General features: G+C 35.6%; 24 protein-coding genes. 17 read left to right on the plus strand and 7 right to left on the minus strand.

The genetic code is table 11. The annotated features are described in order from the left end of the window. Positions 1-47: 47 nt before the first annotated feature. The 10 genes from K5783_RS02240 to K5783_RS02285 all read left to right on the plus strand — a co-directional run bounded on the left by K5783_RS02240 (position 48) and on the right by K5783_RS02285 (position 8,570). Positions 48-614, plus strand: coding sequence for a hypothetical protein (locus K5783_RS02240; RefSeq protein WP_297471936.1), 567 nt, complete (start codon positions 48-50; stop codon positions 612-614). A 72-nt stretch (positions 615-686) separates the two neighbouring features. Continuing rightward, the gene (locus tag K5783_RS02245; RefSeq protein ID WP_297471937.1) at positions 687-2,003 is read left to right on the plus strand and encodes a hypothetical protein; all 1,317 of its coding nucleotides are present in this window, start codon (positions 687-689) and stop codon (positions 2,001-2,003) included. Position 2,004: 1 nt separating this feature from the next. Then, positions 2,005-2,934: a hypothetical protein gene (locus tag K5783_RS02250; RefSeq protein WP_297471938.1), complete on the plus strand. Its 930-nt coding sequence runs from the start codon at positions 2,005-2,007 to the stop codon at positions 2,932-2,934. 3 nt (positions 2,935-2,937) lie between these two features. Then, positions 2,938-4,251, plus strand: coding sequence for a serpin family protein (locus K5783_RS02255; protein ID WP_297471939.1), 1,314 nt, complete (start codon positions 2,938-2,940; stop codon positions 4,249-4,251). Positions 4,252-4,291: 40 nt separating this feature from the next. Beyond that, positions 4,292-5,062 carry a hypothetical protein gene (locus tag K5783_RS02260; protein ID WP_297471940.1) on the plus strand — a complete coding sequence of 257 codons (771 nt, stop codon included), beginning with the start codon at positions 4,292-4,294 and terminating at the stop codon, positions 5,060-5,062. Beyond that, entirely contained in the window at positions 5,052-6,335 is a 1,284-nt protein-coding gene (locus tag K5783_RS02265; protein ID WP_297471941.1) for a hypothetical protein, read from the plus strand. Before K5783_RS02260 ends, K5783_RS02265 begins: the two co-directional genes overlap by 11 nt. Further along, positions 6,325-6,789 carry a hypothetical protein gene (locus K5783_RS02270; RefSeq protein WP_297471942.1) on the plus strand — a complete coding sequence of 155 codons (465 nt, stop codon included), beginning with the start codon at positions 6,325-6,327 and terminating at the stop codon, positions 6,787-6,789. The genes K5783_RS02265 and K5783_RS02270 overlap by 11 nt, the downstream gene beginning before the upstream one ends. Further along, complete coding sequence (locus K5783_RS02275; protein ID WP_297471943.1) at positions 6,789-7,409, plus strand: hypothetical protein; 621 nt, start codon at positions 6,789-6,791, stop codon at positions 7,407-7,409. Before K5783_RS02270 ends, K5783_RS02275 begins: the two co-directional genes overlap by 1 nt. Next, positions 7,406-8,245, plus strand: a complete 840-nt coding sequence (locus K5783_RS02280; protein ID WP_297471944.1) for a hypothetical protein — start codon at positions 7,406-7,408, stop codon at positions 8,243-8,245. Before K5783_RS02275 ends, K5783_RS02280 begins: the two co-directional genes overlap by 4 nt. 127 nt (positions 8,246-8,372) lie before the next feature. Continuing rightward, positions 8,373-8,570, plus strand: coding sequence for a hypothetical protein (locus K5783_RS02285; protein WP_297471945.1), 198 nt, complete (start codon positions 8,373-8,375; stop codon positions 8,568-8,570). 274 nt (positions 8,571-8,844) lie between these two features. On the opposite strand, the gene K5783_RS02290 is transcribed toward K5783_RS02285, so the two are convergent. Both K5783_RS02290 and K5783_RS02295 read right to left on the minus strand, forming a co-directional pair. Further along, complete coding sequence (locus K5783_RS02290) at positions 8,845-9,297, minus strand: hypothetical protein (RefSeq protein WP_297471946.1); 453 nt, start codon at positions 9,295-9,297, stop codon at positions 8,845-8,847. Between the two features lie 2 nt (positions 9,298-9,299). Beyond that, complete coding sequence (locus K5783_RS02295; protein ID WP_297471947.1) at positions 9,300-11,069, minus strand: SDR family oxidoreductase; 1,770 nt, start codon at positions 11,067-11,069, stop codon at positions 9,300-9,302. Positions 11,070-11,349: 280 nt separating this feature from the next. Between K5783_RS02295 and K5783_RS02300 the strand changes: the two genes are divergently transcribed. The 5 genes from K5783_RS02300 (at position 11,350) to K5783_RS02320 (ending at position 14,679) form a co-directional block, all read left to right on the plus strand. Continuing rightward, the gene (locus tag K5783_RS02300; RefSeq protein ID WP_297471948.1) at positions 11,350-11,577 is read left to right on the plus strand and encodes a hypothetical protein; all 228 of its coding nucleotides are present in this window, start codon (positions 11,350-11,352) and stop codon (positions 11,575-11,577) included. Positions 11,578-11,661: 84 nt separating this feature from the next. Beyond that, positions 11,662-11,859 (plus strand): hypothetical protein, encoded by a 198-nt coding sequence (locus K5783_RS02305; RefSeq protein WP_297471949.1) that lies wholly within the window; start codon positions 11,662-11,664, stop codon positions 11,857-11,859. Positions 11,860-11,910: 51 nt separating this feature from the next. Next, complete coding sequence (locus tag K5783_RS02310) at positions 11,911-13,698, plus strand: cation:proton antiporter (RefSeq protein ID WP_297471950.1); 1,788 nt, start codon at positions 11,911-11,913, stop codon at positions 13,696-13,698. A 364-nt stretch (positions 13,699-14,062) separates the two neighbouring features. Further along, the gene (locus tag K5783_RS02315) at positions 14,063-14,299 is read left to right on the plus strand and encodes a hypothetical protein (RefSeq protein WP_278975142.1); all 237 of its coding nucleotides are present in this window, start codon (positions 14,063-14,065) and stop codon (positions 14,297-14,299) included. A 2-nt stretch (positions 14,300-14,301) separates the two neighbouring features. Beyond that, positions 14,302-14,679, plus strand: coding sequence for a hypothetical protein (locus tag K5783_RS02320; protein ID WP_297471951.1), 378 nt, complete (start codon positions 14,302-14,304; stop codon positions 14,677-14,679). On the opposite strand, the gene endA is transcribed toward K5783_RS02320, so the two are convergent. The 5 genes from endA to fbp all read right to left on the minus strand — a co-directional run bounded on the left by endA (position 14,676) and on the right by fbp (position 19,440). Next, positions 14,676-15,212 carry a tRNA-intron lyase gene (gene endA, locus K5783_RS02325; RefSeq protein WP_297471952.1) on the minus strand — a complete coding sequence of 179 codons (537 nt, stop codon included), beginning with the start codon at positions 15,210-15,212 and terminating at the stop codon, positions 14,676-14,678. The two genes, K5783_RS02320 and endA, sit on opposite strands and share 4 nt — an antisense overlap. A 94-nt stretch (positions 15,213-15,306) precedes the next feature. After that, positions 15,307-15,960, minus strand: coding sequence for a DUF47 family protein (locus K5783_RS02330; protein ID WP_109877250.1), 654 nt, complete (start codon positions 15,958-15,960; stop codon positions 15,307-15,309). Between the two features lie 65 nt (positions 15,961-16,025). Further along, on the minus strand, positions 16,026-17,792 hold the full coding sequence (locus K5783_RS02335; RefSeq protein WP_297471953.1) for an ATP-dependent DNA ligase: 1,767 nt from the start codon (positions 17,790-17,792) through the stop codon (positions 16,026-16,028). Between the two features lie 36 nt (positions 17,793-17,828). Then, the gene (locus K5783_RS02340; protein WP_297471954.1) at positions 17,829-18,239 is read right to left on the minus strand and encodes a hypothetical protein; all 411 of its coding nucleotides are present in this window, start codon (positions 18,237-18,239) and stop codon (positions 17,829-17,831) included. 64 nt (positions 18,240-18,303) lie between these two features. Next, positions 18,304-19,440, minus strand: a complete 1,137-nt coding sequence (gene fbp / locus K5783_RS02345; protein ID WP_297471955.1) for a fructose-1,6-bisphosphate aldolase/phosphatase — start codon at positions 19,438-19,440, stop codon at positions 18,304-18,306. 131 nt (positions 19,441-19,571) lie between these two features. On the opposite strand from fbp, the gene tuf reads away from it, so the two are divergent. Continuing rightward, positions 19,572-20,870 (plus strand): translation elongation factor EF-1 subunit alpha, encoded by a 1,299-nt coding sequence (gene tuf, locus K5783_RS02350; protein ID WP_109877246.1) that lies wholly within the window; start codon positions 19,572-19,574, stop codon positions 20,868-20,870. Between the two features lie 11 nt (positions 20,871-20,881). Beyond that, positions 20,882-21,190, plus strand: a complete 309-nt coding sequence (rpsJ, locus tag K5783_RS02355; RefSeq protein WP_008299200.1) for a 30S ribosomal protein S10 — start codon at positions 20,882-20,884, stop codon at positions 21,188-21,190. Positions 21,191-21,197 lie beyond the last annotated feature (7 nt).

Below are 21,197 nucleotides of genomic sequence, written 5' to 3' on the forward strand. Positions count from 1 at the left end.
CAATCTATGTACACATGAATATCTGTACGTTTGAGGTGCTATGACCTGTGGAAAAACTACTAAAAATTGCAATTGTAATTGCAGTGGCAATAGCATTGATGTTCTTTTCAATATTTTTAATTATGGTCCTTCCAAACATCATATCAGATGCGCAACGTAATTGGAATGATGCGCTAACACCAAAACTCACAGATGAAGAAGCAATGGAGATTTTCAGCAATGAGGTCATCTATTCAAAATTCAAAGCAAAATACCCTGATGCCAGCGTGGTTCTCAAAAATCACAACAATAGGAATGCGCGTATAGACTTGACTGCTATGAATTTTACAACTTTTCACTACATAACACTGAACATGGATTATGATCCTCGCAATGGGGTCTTGGATTATTCTATCCGATGTAACCTTTCTGGAGACGATCATCTTCCAAGTGCTCGTGACACGTTAGCTATTTTGTATTTAGAATACACTCAATGCCTGCAGATTCCTAAGAGTCCTTTTACAAGCAATGAAAATGACATAGTTTATCATGATTATGATGAGAGTGTTTATCCTGTACCGTCTCAATACCAGTTGGCAGTAGAGCGTGAGAGCGCAGGTCTTCATGGTAATTGATCTGTTTTACACATTTGAGTTTGATGCAAAACCTCAGAAGCACTTTTCAATGACTGTAAAATTTCATACATTATGAAGTATTTTGTGATTTTTCTTGTTTTGATTGGATTTATGGGAAGTTCATTTGCAGATGAACCATCTGATCCTCCAATACCTGAACCTGAACAAGATATTCCTGTGTTTTATGATTGTGGTCCAGGAACAACACTCCATGATAATATCTGCGTTGTTGATGAAATAGAAAATTCCACAAAATCTTCTTCTAGTAGTTGGGATTCTGCTCGATCAATAGAACAAAAACCCGTTTCAGATGTTATTCCTCCACCGCTAAAACAAATGAAACTTGGAATCAAATTGGGACATATCATATGTGACAAAGACAAATACCCTGTCTGGAACACTCACTACAAACCTGCATGTGTATATCCTGACTCTGAATCCGAACTTATCAACCGAGGTTGGGCAAAACTTCGATTAATGCTTCCTGCAGGTCCTGATCCGGAAAAGGAGATGGAATGGATGGGAAGGAATGTAATGTCTATGATGTTAGAGGGAACTTTTTCTTACAGTAGCACTCCTGTTGAAACCCTTGATGAGAAAAGAAATGCAGTAGAGGAATATTCCAAACAATATCATTCAGGAGAACAATATCTGGAATATGCAATTACTCCACACCAAAATCATTACAATATGGGAGATAAAGTTCAGTTTGATTTGCTAGAGTGGGGAAAATCTTCTGACTGTTCAAATCTTCAACTCAGAATAATTGACATGTATGATCAATCTGTGTTTGAACATATTCCAAAAAATCTTTGTGTTAGTACTGATGTCCCACTTGTTATCTTTAATTCGTATTCTATGGGGGATTATTTTAACGAATTTGTTTGTGATGATTCTGGATATTATCGAATAGAAGTGACAAATGGAGATATTTTCCCTCCAACAATATTGCAGAATTTTGTATGTCTGGAATCAGAAACTAATTCATTAAGACCTGGTGACCGATTACAAGTTAGACATTCAGCAGGATATACTACTGTATACATTACACTATCAAGCTGGGATGAATACTATGATTGGGAAAAAGATAGAGGGGAAGAACACGATGCAATGCCGCCACTAGTTATTGATGACAAAAACATTGACCCAATAGTCTTTGATCTGTTAAATGAAATGTGGAAGTTTGAGAATTATAATATATCAAAGTATGACAACACGTTATTCATCAAAACCATTCAAAAAGATTATTCAGTCCCAAACCATCACGGCATTCATGATTGGCTAGAATCTGAATATGCCAAACAGTTCGGCGAATCAAATGATGGATTCAGTAGTCATTTTGAATACAAAGATAATGTTTACAGTGTCACCATGATGGCAGCTGATTGAAATGAAGACTAGAGTTTTACTATTCCTTGCACTTGTTTCTGCATTGATTACTCCCTTACTTGCAGAGGGTCTTGTAATTCCAAGTTCTACAGAGGAACTACTTGAGGGAGATAACTTGATTGTTCTTGGTACAATATCTGATGTTAAAGTATTTGATGGTAAACCTACAGAGTTTCACATAGACATAGAGCAGGTAATACAGCCTCAGTCATTTGACAGTAAAACAGTTGTCGCGTTGGGTTGTGATCCTAACAGACGACAATTAGGTACTCCATGTACGTCATATGAACAAGGGCAAAGAGGTCTGTTCTTGATTTTTCAATCCGATGATCTATATCGCTTGTCTTTTGAATCTCGCGTATCTGATGCAATGTGTTCAGCACAAGAGTTTCTTTCAACATACAGAGGATTCAAGCCTCATTTCTTTTGGACTCAAGATGGACAGTACGATGTCTTTTTTACTGGCAAACCAGTTGACATACATTTTGTTGTGACAAATTCTGACATGACAGAACAGGACTACTCTGTGGGACTAACTGCACACACTAATGGCTTTGCATTCTCTGATGTTGTAAATGGAACAATCCCTCAATGTGTAGGGTTTGAAACAGTCACTGTATCATTTGTGCCAACCAAGATGGGAACCTATGGCTTTAATTCAAAACATGAGGGAGGGGGAGATGGTTCTTTTGGCACTGCAATCATTGATCATGGTTCGTCCCCAAAACAACAGATTGATGCACAAATCTATGCACAGGATGTGTGGTGCAAGGAAAACTTGTTTCTGATTCTGAAAAATGACGATACCAAACCTCGATATGACAATCATCCTGCATGCGCCACAAAAGACACTGTTGCAAAATTGATTCAAAGAGACTGGGGTTTTGTTCCGTCACAAAGCAAGTACAATGAATTTCTTGAGGGGAATTAGAAAATGAAGACTAGACTCTTGATCATTAGTGGAATCCTATCTGTAATTGCAGTTATTGTTGGCATGTCTGTTGCTAGTCCTTCGATAAATAATTTTGATGACTTTGTTTATCAACTAAAAGAACCCTTTGATGGGGCAGAACCTGAAGAAATAGTGGTGCCTAAATCTGAATATGTTGTAAGCAAAGACAGCCCGATTAATTTTTCTGATTATGCCTCATTAAACTCAAATGATTTTGGTTTCAAATTTTACAGACACTTATCTGATTCTGATGAAAACTTGTTTTTCTCACCTATTAGTATCGATATTGTTTTTGCAATAATTTATGAATCTGCACAAGGCGAGACTAGAGAAAACATGCATCAATTATTTGAGTTTGAGCAAGATTCTGAGAAAAGACGATTATCCTACAAAAATACAATTAAAAACCTAAACCAGAAAAACCCTGACTTTGAACTAAATGTCAAAAACGGAATCTGGGTTTCAGACATGTATGAAATAAACCCTGAATATGAAAAAATAGTTACAAATGACTATGCTGCATCCTCACAAAATGTTGATTTTGTTTCCAATCATGGAGTTCAAACCATAAATCAGTGGGTCAAAGAAAACACTAACGGCAAAATTGAAAAAATCTTTGAAGACAATAGCACTGGACCGCTGACTTTGATGGCGGCAACTAACACAGTTTACTTTAACGGGTTGTGGGAAAAACAATTTCCTCCTGGCATGACATATGAAAGGAAATTTTTTGTCACTCCTGACAATGTACAAATGATAGATATGATGAAGATTAAAAATTATCATTTTAATTATTATGAAGATGATGCAGTAAAAATTGTTGAGCTTCCTTACAAAAGTAACAGAGCATCCATGTATCTTTTGCAATCCTTTGAGATGCATCAGCTAAAACAGTTGGAAGACAATCTTACTGCAAATTATTTTAATGAGCTAAAATCCAAACTATCTGAAAAAATGGTATCAGTAATTATGCCAAAATTTTCAATGGAAATGGACTATGATCTTAGGGAAATCCTAACAGAAATGGGAATGACTCATCCATTTTCTAGAGAATTGGCTGATCTAAGTGGGATGGCAAATTATCCCAACATCTTCATAGATGAGGCCGTCCACAAGACTGCAATTGATCTTCATGAGTTGGGAACAGAGGCTGCTGCTGCAACTGGGGCAATGGCTGAGTTGCAATCAGGTTCTCCATACACGTTTAATGGCAATCATCCGTTTATCTATATTATACAGGACCATGAAACTGATCAAATATTGTTCATGGGAAGATTTGTTAATCCTAATCACTAAAACTGTAAAACCAAAAAATGATTTTAATTTGGAGAAGACAATGAAAACTAAATTCTTGATAATAATCTGCATCGCCGTTTTTGTTGCAGTCATGATTCCATTGAATTTCTCAATAGTAAAAGATGACCAGTCATACGTTTTATTTTGTACTCATTATGTATTCTCAAATTCTAGAACTTGCACAGTTCTCTGGCATGAAACAGAATCGCTTGATGATAGTAGTTATGATTCAGAATCAATCTTCTCACAGAAATACCAAATATCTATACTCCAAAACACAAAAACAATGAAGCAATATGTATCTCCTGATTTTATAACAATCGGTCCTGGCAGTAAAGTACTTTGGTATAATTCTGATAAAACTCCAGTTACGATAAACTCCAATGATCCTGACAATCCTTGGAGTACTGGAGTAATCTTGCCTGATGAGTATGTTACTGTGACGTTTGATGAGCCTGGAATTTACGAGTATCATGGAAGACCTGGAACTGACGGAATCATTGTTGTTATGGATGATGATGGGACCCCGCTTACATCAGAATTTAGCGAAGTGTTTGGTAATGGAAGCCCACTAGTATACAATGATGGGATGAGGCCCGTTTTTCTTTATGATAGTTGCAATCGATATGCATATTGGTTAAACGAGCATGGTAAAGAGAAAATAGATTTGCCTGAAGATTATCCCCGATATCCGCCATGGGGAAACCAGATTTTCCCACTTGTTGAGTTTTGTACTAGTAATGGTGAACTGGTAAAAACCATGTCAGGCAATACCATTCGTTGGGAGTTTAGAATAGAAAATGAAAACTAGGTTATTGCTAATTATTGGAATAGTTATTTTTAGTACTGTCCCGTTTGCAACAATTATCGTTCTTGACCGATATGATAATTATTTAGAGCAGTTAGAGTATGAAAGACTAGCAATAGAAAATCAACCAAAGCCAGGTGAACGCTCATACATAGAACCAAACCTAAAAGCAAATCTTGAGAGAGTTGAGATTAGCATCAGAGAAAAAGTTAGGCAATTGCATGAAGGATTGCCTCCAAGCTCCTACGCAGTAAATCTAAACCATCAAACAAAAGAGATTGAGGTTATAATTGAAAACACACAACTCAACTCTGAAATAAAGAAAATCATCTCTAGTTACCCTGAAGACATTCCGATAGTATTTTCCAATGGAAAGATCTCCATTGATGTTCCTATAGTATCTGTACCTGACAATTACCAGTGCGCAGAGCAATTTGATAAACTTCTGCAAGAGTCAAAAGACAACTATGTTCCTTGCAAATCATATGTTGATGATGATGGAAATGTTTTGTCTTGCGAACCTAAGCTTCCAGGATGGGACATTATACAAAATGATGAGTTTAATGACACTGGCTGTCCATTGACTTACAATGATTGGGCATATCTTACTGATGACAATGATCTTGTATTTGGATTGTATTTACCACGATATGAAATCAAAATGGAAAAGACAAACCTTGATCAATTCATTCCGATATCTGTAGAAAAATGGGGATTTGATGCGTGTGATTCGCTTTATCTTAGGATAGTCAACAATGACAACCGTGATGAGACATTGTCTTTTATTCCATATGGGGAGATCTGTGCTGAATCCTCTGAACAAATCAAACGGCAGAAATTTGTTTATGATTTAGATTATCTGGAGTTGCCACGTGGAAACTATGTGATGTATCTTTACGACAAAGATCCAAGAGAAATAATTGACATTGAACATTTTAGGGAACTGGCAAAATTTTCTTTTTCATCTCACTTTGGAACTGGGCCTGTGATAAAACTAGATGCAATCAATCAGTCTGATCCTTCAGTATGGATAGTAACAGGTAAAACCACTGATACAAAATCAGAAATTATCATGCATTTGTATAATCCTGAAGATGTATTTGTTTCTAGAGATGTCATCTTGCCTGATTCTGATGGTACCTTTTCTACAATCATTACTAATGGAGGCCCGTTATTTCAATTGTCAGGACATTACAAAATAACCTTGCAACAAAGTGATGATGTGTCTGTCCCACAAGTTAGTCGATTATTCCGTGTTGTACAAAATGAAAACTAGGCTTTTGACAATTCTATTAATTACAGGACTGGCATTCCTATCTGGTTTTGTATCTGTGTATGCTGTAATGTATGAGTGCACAAACCCTCCTCTTTGGGTAAAGCACCCCAGATCTGGTTTTGCATATTGTTTTGGATTACTACTTGATGGGCACATCATTGACTACAACCGAAATTTAGATTATGATCCCTTATGTGAGACCGGTTTTTGGATGAACGTTACAAAATCACCAAATGAGTTTTACACAAAGACAGTGATGCTTGATGCTCTAAATGTACAAGGACTAGAATTTACGGCAGACGATATTTCATTTTACAAAAATGATTCTTTGTTTGTAGCAAACGTAAAGGGAGATTGGGGCGAACGTTCTTCCGTTGTTATTTCACTGACAGATACTTTAGAAAAATTAGATGAAGTGATTGCGGTAAATGAAACAAGGATTGCGTGCGCATAATGAAAACCAAACTTTTGACAATTCCCCTAATTTTGTTTTTGATTTTCTCAGGATTTACTCCTGATGTGCAATCTCTATCATGTGCAATTCCGAATCTAGGTGACGTCTTTGACAAATCAGATTATGTGATTCACGGCAAGGTTCTTGACAAAAATTACCTTACATGGGATCCGCAAATGCCAATTGTGACGTTTCAGGTACTAGAGTCGTTTAAGGGAAATGCGTATGAGGAAATCTCAATAACGGTTAATGAAAATTGGGATTACAAGTTTGAAGATGGCTTTGAGTATGTTGTGTTTGTATATAGACAGGAATTGTCGCTTCTAACTGATCCTTGTTGGCCAAAGTTTCATGCATTTCCATCCACTCTGGAGATTGCAAGACAGCTTGTAACATCTAATCATGAGATTCGTTCAAGTCCTACAAGTGTGGTTTATGAATCCCTTACGGAACAAGAACTAATACAACTTGAGGAAAACCAAAAAGTCATACAAGAAAAGAAACTTGAGAGATGGGATGCTGTAACTTCTCAGAGACTGGCAATAATTATTACGTCTATTTTATTGATTCTAATTGCTGGAATAGCAGTTTTTGTAGTATTTAGGAGAAAGAGAAAATGAAAACTAGAACTTTGATGATTGTTGTAATAATAACTTTTGCAGGATTTTTTAATACTGTTCAGAGTTTTTCAGAAGATGGTTTTGATACAGGACGATTTAGTGATTTTCACTATGGTGAAAAATTCTATCAATACAAATATTATCCAATTGATGCATTAGTAGAAGACTCTTCTAACAGATGTCATTTCACATCAGACTTTATACTTGATAAAAATTCTATTTCTGAATCCGGATATGTAAAATACAAATTTCCAAATAACATGAACTGGCCTGGTGGATATGAGAATAGCACCTATTACATCATAAGTTCGCCATCTTTTAATTTTCCAGAAGATAACCGATTTGAGAAGATAATTCCTACTAAAACAGAAGATGGTAGTATAATTTTAGAGTTTGATCTCATGCCCGGACTTAATACCTTTCTTGCAAATTCAACTGCTTTTTGGGATTCTCAAAGTTCTCAAATAATTGATTGTTTGAATCCTTTTGATTTTGAAAAACAAGACTCAGAATACTATGATCTTGTATATCCACTTAAAGTTCAACAGAATCGTGCAATGATGTTTGATTTGAATGAAAATGATTTTTTGTGTAAATCAGAATATGTTTTAGTTCAAAAATATGATGGCTCTCCTGCATGTGTAACTGAATCAACCAAACAGAAACTGATTGAGAGAGGTTGGACTAAATACAAGGATGGCATTACAGTTCAATTTTCATATTGTGGAGCAGATGGATTTGATTCAGAAGGTAATCCAAATTCAGATAATTCGACACATCATTGGGATAAGAATAACTGTGAATGGAAAAGAATTGGGTATTTTGTAGTTGATTAGAAAATGAAAACTAGGGTTCAAACCCGACAGTCCACTAAACCAAACCTGTCAGAGTTTGGACTGTCAAGATTGTTTAATCTCAATTTAATAAATAATGTTTAAAAAAGCGGTTTTATTAAAACACAATATGGAATGGTATGATATTTTTGTTGCAATATTATTTGCAATTGGAGTTACGGCATACCCTGGCTGGAATCTAGTTCTACGCTTAGAATTGAATTATGAGAATAGGATTAAAATTCTATCAAAACCATCCAAACAAAATAAAATTCTATCAAAACCCACTAAGCAAGTTAGCGAATTAGAAAAGATCTTTGGAGTTTAATACTACACATCTTCAGATTAATGAAAATTACAAAGTTCAAACCTGTTAGGACTTACACTCAATTCTCTGAAAGGGGATTGTCTTACTGGCTCAAATCCCTTCTGTGGTTCAATACTTGAAAAACAGTATTTGATCTGTGAATCAAACTTCTCTAATGCTGGTTCAAATTCGATGAAAAAACACCAAGTTTTTCGTGATTTAATTTTGTTGTGCCTGGATGGGGCCGAAATTGTGTGCAAAAAGGTTGACTACTAGTCGGCTTCCCGGTTTTATTTTATCTAGGAGGTTCTTTCTTTATTCTGTAAATGTTTCTTTTTGAAATAACAATGGTTTCTCCTTCTTGATTGGTTCCTTCATAATCAATTCCAATCTTTCCATATTCTTCATCAATGTCATCTTTTTGTGATATTGTGAATTTTAATTTCAAAACTTGATTGGTGTATAATGTCTTTAGAAATCTTGTGTTTCTGTTTTTCCAGTCTGGATCCCCATCTGTTCCAACAAAAATAATATGATTCCCATAAATCTGACTCAATCTTGTAAATTCTCCTTCCATTCTGGATAAAATTGCTCTTCCTGAAACAATCTTTTCTTTTTCTTTTTCTCTATCTTCTAGGAATGCATTTCTAACTCTTGAAAAATTCAAATATTCTTCTAATTCTTTGTTTGAAATACTACATGTGGAATAAAACGAATCTCCGACTCTGAATTCTGAAAATTTTTTCATTCTTATCTTGTTTCATCAACACAGAAAACAATTTCTGCTGATGATAAAGCATTATCAGTAACTAGAAAATTAAATGCGTCTGCAATTCTTTGATTGTTTGGTTCTGCACCTGTTACTGAACCTGGAAAAATTGTAAACATTCTAATTTTTGAATTTAGAACGTCACTAAGTTCTTGGTTAACTGTGGTTGTAAATGGTCTTAATGCTCCTCTGAAAACCTCTACTTGTGCTCTCTGTATTCCTGTTACTTTCTTTCCAATTGGCAAATCTGGCCCAATTATCATAATTGCTCCTTTAGCATCTTTGTAAAGACGAGGATCATTAGCTCCTCCTGGAACAAATTGTTCAAGTGCTCTTTGTGCAACTGTTGCTGGAGTTGAAATGAATTTTTCAGTTAAAGCCTCCCATTCTGCTCTTGATACTTCTGTTAATTTTGGTATGTCTGGTAGTTTTCCAGTTACATGAATAACTCCTAAAATATCCCCGATGTTTGTTTTTGCTGTGTTTAACCACCTCGCAACTTCATCAGGATTCTTGATGTCTACTATATGGGAGTGGAATTTACTGCTGATGTATTCTTGTAATTCTAAGGGTGTGTCTTGAGAAATAAAGCATGCAACTTTTCCGCCATTTTTCTCTACATGTTGTGCTAAAAATTCAGCTCTTTCAACATCTGCTTTGTCTGTCGCGTCAATTGTAAACACGACTGCTTTTCCAGTAAAGTCTGGTTGATGTACTCCTGGTGCGGTAGTTCCTATATGTGGTTTAACTGGATAAAATACTCTATCTCCGGGAATTACTTTTCCATTAATTATTTTTGCAATTTCATCGTCACATAGATTGAGAACTGTTTCAGCAACTTGTCCTTGTGAAAGAAATTCTCTGTTTGCAATCATATGAGATGTGTTGTTTTGAACCTTTTCTGCAATGGTTTGAATTTTGTTTAGTAGATTGGTAAATGTTTCAGTTAATTTGGATGCATCTTTGCCGTTTGCAAGTTTAGTTGCAGCATCAATAATTCCTTTTTTAATTACACTTTCATCTTCTCCTAATAATGGGAGTAATTCTCTGTTTGCTTCATCAACTTGCACTGGGGACAAATCTTCAAATCCGCTTACCCGCATAAACTCTGCTGCGGCTTTTGGGTAAACCGTTTTGTAAATTCTATCTGAATGCACTGGACCTGGATTTGTAGCGATAGATATGATTCCTTTATCTGTCAATTCCCATGACATTAATTCTGCTAATCTATTTTTTGCTCCTTGGGATGCAGTATATGGGCTTCTAAATCTATAAGGTCTCTGTTCTAGTGGTTTTTCTTCTGTAAAGAATGTGGATATTGTAATAATTTTTCCACCTTCTTTCATTACTTTTAGAGCCTGAACAGATCCCCAGAACGTACCTGTGAGATGAATTCCAATTGTACTTTTAAATTCATCAAGTGGGGCATTTGGAAAACATGTTACTGGTCCTGAGACTCCTGCATTGTTAATTATGTAATCTATAGTGACATTGTTCTTTTTTAGTTCATCAAACATGTTGTTCATTGCTGTTTCATCTGCAACATCAACCCCCGCAAAAATTCTAACTGATGCGTTTATTCCTTGAGGGATTCTTCCTTCAAGTTCCTTTGCTGCTTCTTCTAAGGGTTCTTTTCTTCTTCCAAGAATAATCACACTAGCTCCTTCTTCTATGAATTTTGTAGCGATAGCTTTGCCTATTCCTGTTCCGCTTCCTGTAACTAGGGCAATTTTATTTTGGAATTTTGGCATTAGCTAAAATTCCAAAACTTTTGTGATATTTAATTCGATTGATCTCTGGACTTTTTTCTTGATATCTTTAGGAATGATGTGTTAAGCCATCCACAATGTAGATTTTGCAGGTGGTTGAACAATCCACAAATATCTATGTGGATCGATAAACAATCCATATATTCATTTTAAGTTATTTGCACCTGCAAATATTTTATAAAAAGTATTCCTGAATTTGATACAAAACATCAGAAGCATTTTTCAATGACGTATTAGGATTTCATATATTATGAAGTGTTTTATGATTTTTCTTGTATTGGTGGGATTTGCAATCTCTCCATATCTTGTTTCTGATAGTTTTGGATTATGTGTGGAAAATCAGGACTGGCAAGACGCTCCGTGCTATGGTTGTAGAGGTTGCTATCCTGGACTAGAGCAGGAAAATCTAGACTGGTCGCCATACTATGATTTTAAGGGCTCAACATGGATGAATGCAAAAGTTCATTCTTGTCTGACATGCGTCGTTTAATTTTTCATTGAACCTCTGGCAAAATTCCTGCCTTTTCTTTTTGGCTTAAAAAGTTTAAAAACTTCACACCATAAAAGACGTAGCATGGATTTATTGCGTATAAATGCCTCTAAAATGATCCTGTTTATTGGAATCGCAGTAGTAATGTATGACATAACAAATTCTATCATACTATCTTCAAAATGGGATACAAGTTACAAGTATCTATTTGTCGGAGGAAGCGTATCTGCAATAGGATTGATCTTTATGTTGATTGATTCAAAAGACAAGATAAAACAATAGTTTCTTACTCATAGTAACTAATTTAATTAGATAACACAGCGGTATAACAGCATGGTTTCTGCAGGTAGTACAGAGTTCATCTCACTGCTTGCAGTTCTTTTGGGCGGAGGCATGTTTGGTGCATGGTTGATGCACAAGATAAAATTTCCCACCATGATTGGATTTATCCTAATTGGAATTGTTGCTGGTCCGTTTGGACTGGGAGTTGTAACTGATACAGAATTGATCAACATACTTGCAGAATTTGGAATAATCATACTTCTGTTTGTTGTAGGACTAGAATTCAGTATTGACAAGCTTCGAAGAATAGGTTCCAAAGGAATCTTGGTCGGAACAGTTCAGCTCTCAATTGTGTTTTTTCTAGGATACATCACTGCAACATCATTTGGTTGGACACACATAGAAGGACTTTACCTAGGTGCCATTTTATCCATTACAAGTACTGTAATATCGCTCAGATTATTGCGTGATCTAAATCTAGTGAACACCAAAGAGATGAACACTGTAGTAATGATTCTCATCATAGAGGATCTTGCTGCCGTACTACTTTTGGCAGTTCTTGGCAACATGTCTGAAGGTCAAGGTATTGAATTCTTTGACATTGGAATAATGATACTTGAGAGCTTGGTGTTTTTTGTATTGGCTCTTGTAATGGGAGTAAAAGTAGTTCCCAGAATAATAGAAAAAGTCAACGTAATGAGAATGGAAGAGGCTCCATTCATTACGGCACTTGCGCTGGGCTTTGGACTTGCAGTTCTTGCAAACTTTCTTGGTCTGAGCACTGCTATCGGTGCATTTCTGATGGGAGTGATAATTGCATCATCTAAACATTCAGAATCAATCATACAAAAGATACTTCCCATCAGAGATTTTTTTGGAGTGATATTTTTTGTCTCAATAGGAATGCTGTTTAATGTGGCCTTATTCCCCGAAGCCATATGGATTGCCCTACCAATAATTGCCATTGCAGTAATTGGCAAGTTCATCGGTAACTTTTTTGCAGCATCAATTGCAGGAAACAGCCTTACAAGTGCAGCTACCATCGCTACAGTAATGGTACCTATTGCAGAATTTTCATACATACTTGCAAAACAAGGAGTAGACAATGGAAGCTTACGAGAATCCATCTACCCAGTAATACTTTTGGTGTCTCTTGGAACCATGTTTTTGCTGCCGCTACTTTTGCGAATAACACCTACTGTAGCTGATCCTCGTTCTCTCATACCAGATAGATTCCTAAACTCAGTCTACATAACAGGCCAGTTCTTCAGGAAGATGTTTCCAAATCAAAATGAGACAGAACACATCAAGTTTGTCAGCATATTCAAAAAATACGGCATGACGTTTTTTGTCAATCTTGTAATCATAGTAGCCATACTGTCTGCGATGGATTATTTTTCATCAGAAATTGTACTTCTTTTAGAAGATCCAGAGGTGCCTTTCTTTATGGAACCAGAAGTCTTTGTGACAATAATTACAATTCTGCTTGTAGTGTATCCAATATTTTCACTTGTAAGAAGATTAGAAAAGGTAGTAGAGGTCGTATCTAATACCATCACCATCAACATCGGGTTCATGGCAGTAGGAAAACCAGTACAAAGAATAACAAGAAATGTGTTATTTGTTGGACTGATTTTGCTCATGGTTGCAATATTTATTTCCTTTACAGCAGATATCAAAACAGTAACGTCTATGCCCATCATAATATCTACAATAGGCATGATAATTGCAATACCATTAATTCTAGATACCATTATTGTTATACAAAAGATAACTCAATCCAACATGGCAACCCTTCTTGCAGATGAATCAAAGGAATCTAACACAAGATCAGATTAGAAAAAATCACAACAATTTACACTAGACCTATAGGTCATAATTAGTAAATTAATGTAAAATTATTGACGAAGTTTAGGTTCAAATTTTTATTGGGATTTCATGACATGAAAAAAGGTCATTGCCAAAGATGTGATTTTACTGATGTGGTAAATTTGATATATGTATTGATTTTTCTCAATCATGATTGTTTTTTGTTAGTTTTCATGTTTGCTAAATATGAAAAAAATCCACAACAAAACATTTTCTTTGTGGAAGTCTCCTAGAAATATTGGTATCTGGGAGGTTCAACATGCCACAATTAGAAGTGAGTGGAATGTTCATCAAACGCCGAATCTTTATTTGTGGGTATGATTCATGATTTTTAATGCACGATACAGAGCCAGATACATTTGTTTATCAAACATGGCCTGAGAAATTTAGTGGGATGCTAAAAGAAATTGGAATTGATTCAGAACCTAAAGAAATTGGTACTGATGATGTTGAAAAAGGAGATTACTATAGTAGATATTTTGCTCATACAGCTAGAATGATAACTAATAGGGGATGTCTTGATGTCAAAAACTCAAACATTGACACAATACAAATAATTCAAAAGGGATAAAAATGCAAGATCCTGATCCACTTCCTTGGGGCGCATTAGATAGATTCCAAGCGCATTTTATTGTAAAAAGAGACTCTGGAACTTCCGTTGGTAACTTTGTAGCAAAAACAAAACTAACAACAAAAGGCCATTTCGCTTCAAAGACTGTCGAAAAAGTTGAATGGGATGGGCCTGGCAGTTTAGCATCAAAACTCAATGCAGATGCTGAGCTAAACGAAATGATTGCAAAGCAATCTGTTAAAGACGCAACAATCTATGTTGAACCTACTGATGGTGCTATTAGAATTAGAAATAAGTGGAATAATCATTTATCTTTTGGAATCACAAAAGATCTTTTTGAAATTTACGACAGAATAGCAGGTCACGTAAAATCTGTTTAAGCTTTCCACCAGTCTAATGCAAGAAAATCCACTTTATCCTTTCCTTTTGGAATGGCTAAAATGAATTGTTTTCTAACGGTTGTAGCAAGTCGTCCTGCAAGAACAATCCCTGTTGCTGAAATTGATTCGTTTCTAGTGTACACTTGAATTAAAAAAGGTGCATGATCAATTCCTGGACCTTTTTCATAAACTGCAAAGTCACAACCGAATTTTATTCCAGGATTAATGATGTATCCTTTGTCTCGAAAATTTTTGTAAACTAGATATTTTTTATCAAATTCGTGAACTTCATTTCTACAAATATCTGTCAATTGCTCTACAGTAATTTTTTGTTTTGATTTTCTAATGGTTATTTTTTTGTTTTCTAAAAGGTACAACCCTTCAATAAGATCCAAAATCAACGGCGCATCGATTTCCTCAATTTTTGGTTTTGGTATCCCTATTGGTTTGCCATAATATCCTTGACTGAAAAGTTTGCGTGAATCTTCAATATTCCACACAATGATTCTGTTTTCAATTAATTCACTTTTCATTATTATTCTGAAACATTCTGTGTATATGAATTCTCTAGTTGTTTATAGAATTTTTAAAACATTAAAAATAAAGTAAAAATTTAGAGTGAATTGTTTATAGGCTCAATGCTAGTAATATGAAAGAGTCTGATACTCTTTGACATTTGTCTGACATTTCTTCAATTCCTTCTATAACATCTTTGATTAACATCAGTTCTTTTGTTGATGTAACCTCGTTTAGAAGTTTAATTGTTGCATCTCGATATTTTATATCGATTTCTCTTTCTATTGTTTGTGTTTCTTGAGCCAATTCAATTGCATTTGCAGTGTTTGTGTTTAGGCTTCTAATGATTTCATTCAACTTGTAGACTTCATCGACAACAAGCTCGATTAATTTAGTGATGTCTTGATCAAGTTTTGAACTTTTTAGCGTAGCTGGCTTTACATTTGATAGTTTGAATGAAATTCCTGTGATGTAACCTGCGATCTCATCCATTGTATATGCTGTGTTTAGGAGATTTTCTCTATTCATGATTAATCCTCCTACATCTGCAACTTCTCTGGTGATCTTTCGTCTTAGACTTTCTACTTCTTCTTCAATTGTAGAAATTTGCTCTAATGCGTTTTTAATTCCTGTCTTGTCTTTTTTCATCATAAGCTCAGGAAGTGTTGCTAGTTCTCTTGCAGCATTTAGAATTCTGTTTATTTCGTCTTGTAAAACTGCTATAGCCTTTCTTTTTGCTTGAACTTCAAGCTCTCCGCTATACATAACAGAATGTAAAAAATCTTCAGGTAATTTAAATCCTCTATGACTTTTGATGTTTTTTGAGCATGTTAAATCAAATTTTTATCATGTGCCACTTTTTTTTGCCCTCTGTACAGTGTGATCACTTCTTCATTAGTTGATGCGTCTTCTGCTGCTTTTTCTACTCTTATTTTTCCAGTAAATTTTGGAAATCTCAATGCAAGTCCTGCACCTTTTCTAATTTTGTCTTCTGCTGCTTTGTGAATTGGACTAAGTGTAATTTCTGATGCCACTACTTCTACTACTAGCTCTGGCTCAAACCATACATCTGCTTCCATCTCACTTATGATGCGGGGATTTTTTTTGATTGTAACTTTTGGATGTAATATTTGATACAGTTGATCTAATGATTCATCAGAAAATCCTGTTCCTACTTTACAAACACTTGGAAATGTATCATTGTCTTCGTCATATGTTGCAAGCAACAATGTTCCATAACTTCCTGTTCTTCTTCCTTTTCCAAAAAATCCGCCTATCACAACTAGATCTAAACTGTCCCCTAATTCGTTTTGATACTCTCGTTTTAATTTCAACCAGTAATTTCCTCTAGAACCTGCTTGGTATGGTTTATCCATCATCTTTAACATCAATCCTTCACTACCTGCATTGATGCCATTTTCCATAAAGTCTTCAATTTCGTTTTTGTTTTTGACTATGGTCATTGGTATGTATTTTACGAATTCATCTTCTTTGACCGTTTTTTCTAATTTCTCTCTTCTGTTTTTGTAGGATAATTCTAAACAGCTTTTACCATTGCAATATAGAACATCAAATAAATTCACTGAAATTGGATACTGTGTTACCGCTTTTTCTATTTTGTATTTTCTTCTCCTGTGCATTAGTTCTTGAAACGGTAAAAACTCTCCTGTGTTTTCGTTCATTGCGACCGCTTCTGCTTCCAATATGATATTGTCAGCTTGAACTGCTTTAGGAATTCTTTCTATGATGTCAGGATAATAACTTGATATGTTTTCTAAACTTCTTGAAAACAATACTACTTTTTCTCCTTCTATGTGAAGTTGTACTCTTTCTCCGTCTAGTTTGTATTCTGCGGCAAACTCTTTTCCCATTTTCTCCATTGCCTCTTCTTCACTTTTTACTCTGTCTGCAAGCATGGGTCTAATTGGATTAAATAAAATAATTTCAAATTTTTCCACTCCTTCAATTCCTTTTGTTGCAATTATTTCTGCAACCTTTCCCAAGTCGCTTGAAACATTGTATGCGTGTTCTAAACTTTTTCTATTTTCTTTACTTCCAGAAAATGCTATTGCTAATGCATCCATTACTGTATTCTCCGCAATTCCTAATCGCAGTGTTCCTAACAAAATTTTCAAAATGTAACTTGCTTCTAATGGAGTTGCATCATTTAGCAAACTTGAAATGTATTTCATCTTCATGTCTTGAGAACGAGAACCTTCTAATTTTGCAATTTTGAATAGCGTTTCATAGACTCTTTCTATTGTAATGTCTTCGACAAGAAATGTTGTTTGTGTTTTTTGTTCCAGTATTATCGATGCTGCTTGCCCCAAGTCTCCTCCTTTTCTATATTCGTCCTCGATTTTTTTGATTGGTATTCCTGAGGACTTTGAAATTGCCCTTATTGCAAGTTTTTCTGCAACGCCTAACTCAATGCCTTCAAAATCAGGTCTTAGTTTTCCTTGTAACAAATACACAATTTTTGAAATTATGTCGTGTGGTGTATTCTCAAACAATTCCACTAAGAACTGTGTTAATTCTAATCTTTTTCTGGTTGATTCCATTTTGTAAAATGATTCAGCTAAAATGGAAAACTCCATTCTAACTCTCTGCTAATCCTGAATAAAAGTTTGAATCTAGATGTATCTGAAAATTGTAGGTTTGTCTGATTTCGGAAGTTCAGAAACTAGTGCAAAATTGTATAGCGGATATGCTTCTTTGTATTGTTTCATAAAACTCCATGCAACATCGTGTGTTTTGAATTCTGTTCTAATCCCATCAATGCGACTTATTTTTCCAAACACATCAAATACTACAACCGAATACTGTTTTGGGCGATTATGTGGTTTTGCTTTAAGTAACCATGCAAGGGCAAAAATAAAAACTGCCCCTAAAATCACGTATTCTCCTGCTACTTTGAAAAATGCTAAAACTACTCCTGGTATGGTTTGTCCAAATAACACCGCTACAAAATTTGAAAATGATATCACTGCTAACGCTGTGAAAATATACGTCTTCCAATCAAAGATCTTCTGAAAAGAATTCAAAGATACAAAGAATACACTTCATTTTGATTTAACTATTTCCCATGATTTGCAAGATTTGAAATCACTAATCTGGATCTTCGTAGTTCTCTTTTTTATCGCCACTGGAGGATGTCTCTTCCATTGGTTTCATCTTTGCTTCAAGAACATCCATTCTTGCTCTGTATCCTTCAGCATATTCTAGTTCTGATGGGACAAGTGTTGCTGGGTGGATGAATCCTTGGCTTCTAATCGCAATTGCTTTCTTTGTTGCAATTTCTCTAATGTAATCCCAATCTGGAGTAGAGAACCCGTCAAATGGTCCTGTTAACTTTCCATTATGCATGCTGAACACTAGGGCTTGTACAATTGGAATGCAAAAGTTGATTGTTGCAGCTGAATTTAGTTTTACAGGCATTAATGGCATATTGTGACTTCCTCTTGTGTTTCCTGCAACATAATGTGGATTGTTAAACACACTTCCTACTTCTTCTGTTGCTGGAAAATTCTTTTGTGTTCTTACTAGACAAATTGGATCGTCTTTTCCGACATATGTTCCTGCAATGTTGTGTAATCTGTCAGTTGATGCATCTAAAATTGGTTCCCCATCTTTTGTATATACTGAATCTACAACATATCTGCCTGGATACATCAACGCAGCTTCAATTGTAGGCTTGTCTTGCCATAATTCAAGTTCTGCAATTTGCGCTTTTTCAACATCCATAATGTGCATCTTTACTCCTGCTGCAAGACTCTTGTTTACAATTAATCCTGTGTTACTTAGTGCATCTACAAACATTCTGTAAATTGGATAGTTGAATGCACCAGGTTCTGTTTTGTCTGCTGCAAACACAGTAAATGCTTCGTTTGGTCTTTCTTCAAATTCCATCTCTGCAACTCCCGGACCCATACCTTTTACATTGCCTGAAAAAGAATCTTTAAGCAAATCTTGTCCTGCGCCATACAGTCCCTCTTCTTTTGCAACTTGAGTTCCCGCCATGAATGCATCCCATGCTAGTTTGTGAATTTTTTCATTATTCACACCATGAGTATGTGTCATGACAATGTGGGTATCATCTCCACAATAACCAATATAGTGATCAATTAGTAAATCCCCTGAATTCTTGACTGTGTTTCTAATTGCTTCTATTAGTCCATCACTGGGTTTTGTGTGGCCGCCTACTCCACCTACGTCTGCTTTGATAACGGAAACTGTAATTTTCATATTTTTTTATTTTTAATCCTTTGATTTATGTGCTTTTGACAAAGTTTCGTGATCTGAAATTAATTGAATTTTTTTAAATTTTTATTCAAAAATTCATAACAGTAATAAATGCCCTCAGTTAGGCAATTCATATGGCAGATAAACCACACTTGAACCTGATTGTTACAGGACATATTGATAATGGAAAATCAACTACTATGGGTCATTTTTTGATGGATCTTGGGGTTGTAGATGAAAGAACTATTGCAGCTCACGGTGCAGAATCAGAAAAGACCGGAAAAGGTGATACTTTCAAGTATGCTTGGGTTATGGATAACATTAAAGATGAAAGAGAGAGAGGTATTACAATCGATCTAGCTTTCCAAAAATTTGAGTCACCAAAGTACTTCTTTACTTTGATTGACGCTCCTGGTCACAGGGACTTTATTAAAAACATGATTACTGGTGCTTCTGAAGCAGACGCAGCCATTCTAGTACTTTCAGCAAAAGAAGGCGAAACTGATACTGCAATTGCAGCTGGTGGACAAGCAAGAGAACACGCATTCTTGCTCAAGACACTTGGTGTAAGCCAACTAATTGTTGCAATCAACAAAATGGATGCAGTAGAATACAAAGAAGATGCTTTTAATGCAGCCAAAGAGAAAGGTGAAAAATTAGTAAGATCTGTAGGTTACAAACTAGAGAACGTACCATTCATTCCAGTTTCTGGATGGAAAGGTGACAACCTAGTTAAAAGATCTGAGAACATGGCTTGGTATAAAGGTAAAACTTTGCTTGAAGCATTTGATGACTTTACTATTGCTGAAAAGCCAGTAGGTAAACCATTACGTGTTCCAATACAGGACGTTTACACCATTACAGGTGTAGGTACAGTCCCAGTAGGTAGAGTTGAAACCGGTATTATGAAAGCAGGACAAAAAATTATTGTCATGCCATCTGGTGCTCAAGGTGAAATCAAATCTATTGAGACTCACCACACAGAAATGCCATCTGCAGAAGCAGGTGACAACATTGGTTTTAACCTTAGAGGTATTGAAAAGAAAGATATCAAGAGAGGCGATGTACTTGGAACTCCTGATGCACCACCAATGGTTGCAAAAGAATTCAAAGCACAAATTATCGTCATTCACCACCCAACAGCAATTGCTCCTGGTTACACACCAGTAATGCATGCACACACAGCACAAGTGGCAGCAACAGTTACTGAGTTCCTCCAAAAGATAAACCCAGCATCTGGCGCAGTTGAAGAAGAAAATCCAAAGTTCCTCAAAGTTGGTGACTCTGCAATTGTCAAAATCAGACCGGTGAGACCAACTTGTATTGAAACATTCCAAGAATTCCCTGAAATGGGTAGATTCGCACTTAGAGATATGGGTGCAACTATCGCAGCAGGAATTGTAAAGGAAATTACCGAAGAGTACAAACCATAGGCGGATCTTTTATGACTCAAACCGCCCGTGTTAAACTCACTTCAACCAGTCTGCCAAAATTAGATGGCGTCTGCGGTGAAATCATGGGTATTGGTAAAAAGACAGGTGTTAAGGTAAAAGGTCCGACACCACTTCCTGTAAAAAGATTACATGTGGCAACTAGAAAATCTCCTTGCGGTAGCGGAACAGAAACTTATGAAAAATGGGAGATGAAAATGCATCGAAGAATTATCAATATCAACGCTGATGATAAAGCTATCCGACAACTAATGAGGCTAAAGATCCCTGACGATGTTTACATTGAATTGTCCTTGACATAATCTGGTA

It is taken from the genome of Nitrosopumilus sp. (assembly GCF_025699125.1).
In the GTDB taxonomy this organism is placed as follows: Archaea; Thermoproteota; Nitrososphaeria; order Nitrososphaerales; family Nitrosopumilaceae; genus Nitrosopumilus.

What these genes read in the sequence shown, in the direction of transcription:
- K5783_RS02245 (WP_297471937.1), top strand. Translation starts at nt 687, where the DNA reads ATGAAGTATTTTGTGATTTTTCTTGTTTTGATTGGATTTATGGGAAGT.
- K5783_RS02250 (WP_297471938.1), top strand. Translation starts at nt 2,005, where the DNA reads ATGAAGACTAGAGTTTTACTATTCCTTGCACTTGTTTCTGCATTGATT.
- K5783_RS02255 (WP_297471939.1), top strand. Translation starts at nt 2,938, where the DNA reads ATGAAGACTAGACTCTTGATCATTAGTGGAATCCTATCTGTAATTGCA.
- K5783_RS02260 (WP_297471940.1), top strand. Translation starts at nt 4,292, where the DNA reads ATGAAAACTAAATTCTTGATAATAATCTGCATCGCCGTTTTTGTTGCA.
- K5783_RS02265 (WP_297471941.1), top strand. Translation starts at nt 5,052, where the DNA reads ATGAAAACTAGGTTATTGCTAATTATTGGAATAGTTATTTTTAGTACT.
- K5783_RS02270 (WP_297471942.1), top strand. Translation starts at nt 6,325, where the DNA reads ATGAAAACTAGGCTTTTGACAATTCTATTAATTACAGGACTGGCATTC.
- K5783_RS02275 (WP_297471943.1), top strand. Translation starts at nt 6,789, where the DNA reads ATGAAAACCAAACTTTTGACAATTCCCCTAATTTTGTTTTTGATTTTC.
- K5783_RS02280 (WP_297471944.1), top strand. Translation starts at nt 7,406, where the DNA reads ATGAAAACTAGAACTTTGATGATTGTTGTAATAATAACTTTTGCAGGA.
- K5783_RS02285 (WP_297471945.1), top strand. Translation starts at nt 8,373, where the DNA reads ATGGAATGGTATGATATTTTTGTTGCAATATTATTTGCAATTGGAGTT.
- K5783_RS02290 (WP_297471946.1), bottom strand. Translation starts at nt 9,297, where the DNA reads ATGAAAAAATTTTCAGAATTCAGAGTCGGAGATTCGTTTTATTCCACA.
- K5783_RS02295 (WP_297471947.1), bottom strand. Translation starts at nt 11,069, where the DNA reads ATGCCAAAATTCCAAAATAAAATTGCCCTAGTTACAGGAAGCGGAACA.
- K5783_RS02300 (WP_297471948.1), top strand. Translation starts at nt 11,350, where the DNA reads ATGATTTTTCTTGTATTGGTGGGATTTGCAATCTCTCCATATCTTGTT.
- K5783_RS02305 (WP_297471949.1), top strand. Translation starts at nt 11,662, where the DNA reads ATGGATTTATTGCGTATAAATGCCTCTAAAATGATCCTGTTTATTGGA.
- K5783_RS02310 (WP_297471950.1), top strand. Translation starts at nt 11,911, where the DNA reads ATGGTTTCTGCAGGTAGTACAGAGTTCATCTCACTGCTTGCAGTTCTT.
- K5783_RS02315 (WP_278975142.1), top strand. Translation starts at nt 14,063, where the DNA reads ATGCACGATACAGAGCCAGATACATTTGTTTATCAAACATGGCCTGAG.
- K5783_RS02320 (WP_297471951.1), top strand. Translation starts at nt 14,302, where the DNA reads ATGCAAGATCCTGATCCACTTCCTTGGGGCGCATTAGATAGATTCCAA.
- endA (WP_297471952.1), bottom strand. Translation starts at nt 15,212, where the DNA reads ATGAAAAGTGAATTAATTGAAAACAGAATCATTGTGTGGAATATTGAA.
- K5783_RS02330 (WP_109877250.1), bottom strand. Translation starts at nt 15,960, where the DNA reads ATGTATAGCGGAGAGCTTGAAGTTCAAGCAAAAAGAAAGGCTATAGCA.
- K5783_RS02335 (WP_297471953.1), bottom strand. Translation starts at nt 17,792, where the DNA reads ATGGAGTTTTCCATTTTAGCTGAATCATTTTACAAAATGGAATCAACC.
- fbp (WP_297471955.1), bottom strand. Translation starts at nt 19,440, where the DNA reads ATGAAAATTACAGTTTCCGTTATCAAAGCAGACGTAGGTGGAGTAGGC.
- tuf (WP_109877246.1), top strand. Translation starts at nt 19,572, where the DNA reads ATGGCAGATAAACCACACTTGAACCTGATTGTTACAGGACATATTGAT.
- rpsJ (WP_008299200.1), top strand. Translation starts at nt 20,882, where the DNA reads ATGACTCAAACCGCCCGTGTTAAACTCACTTCAACCAGTCTGCCAAAA.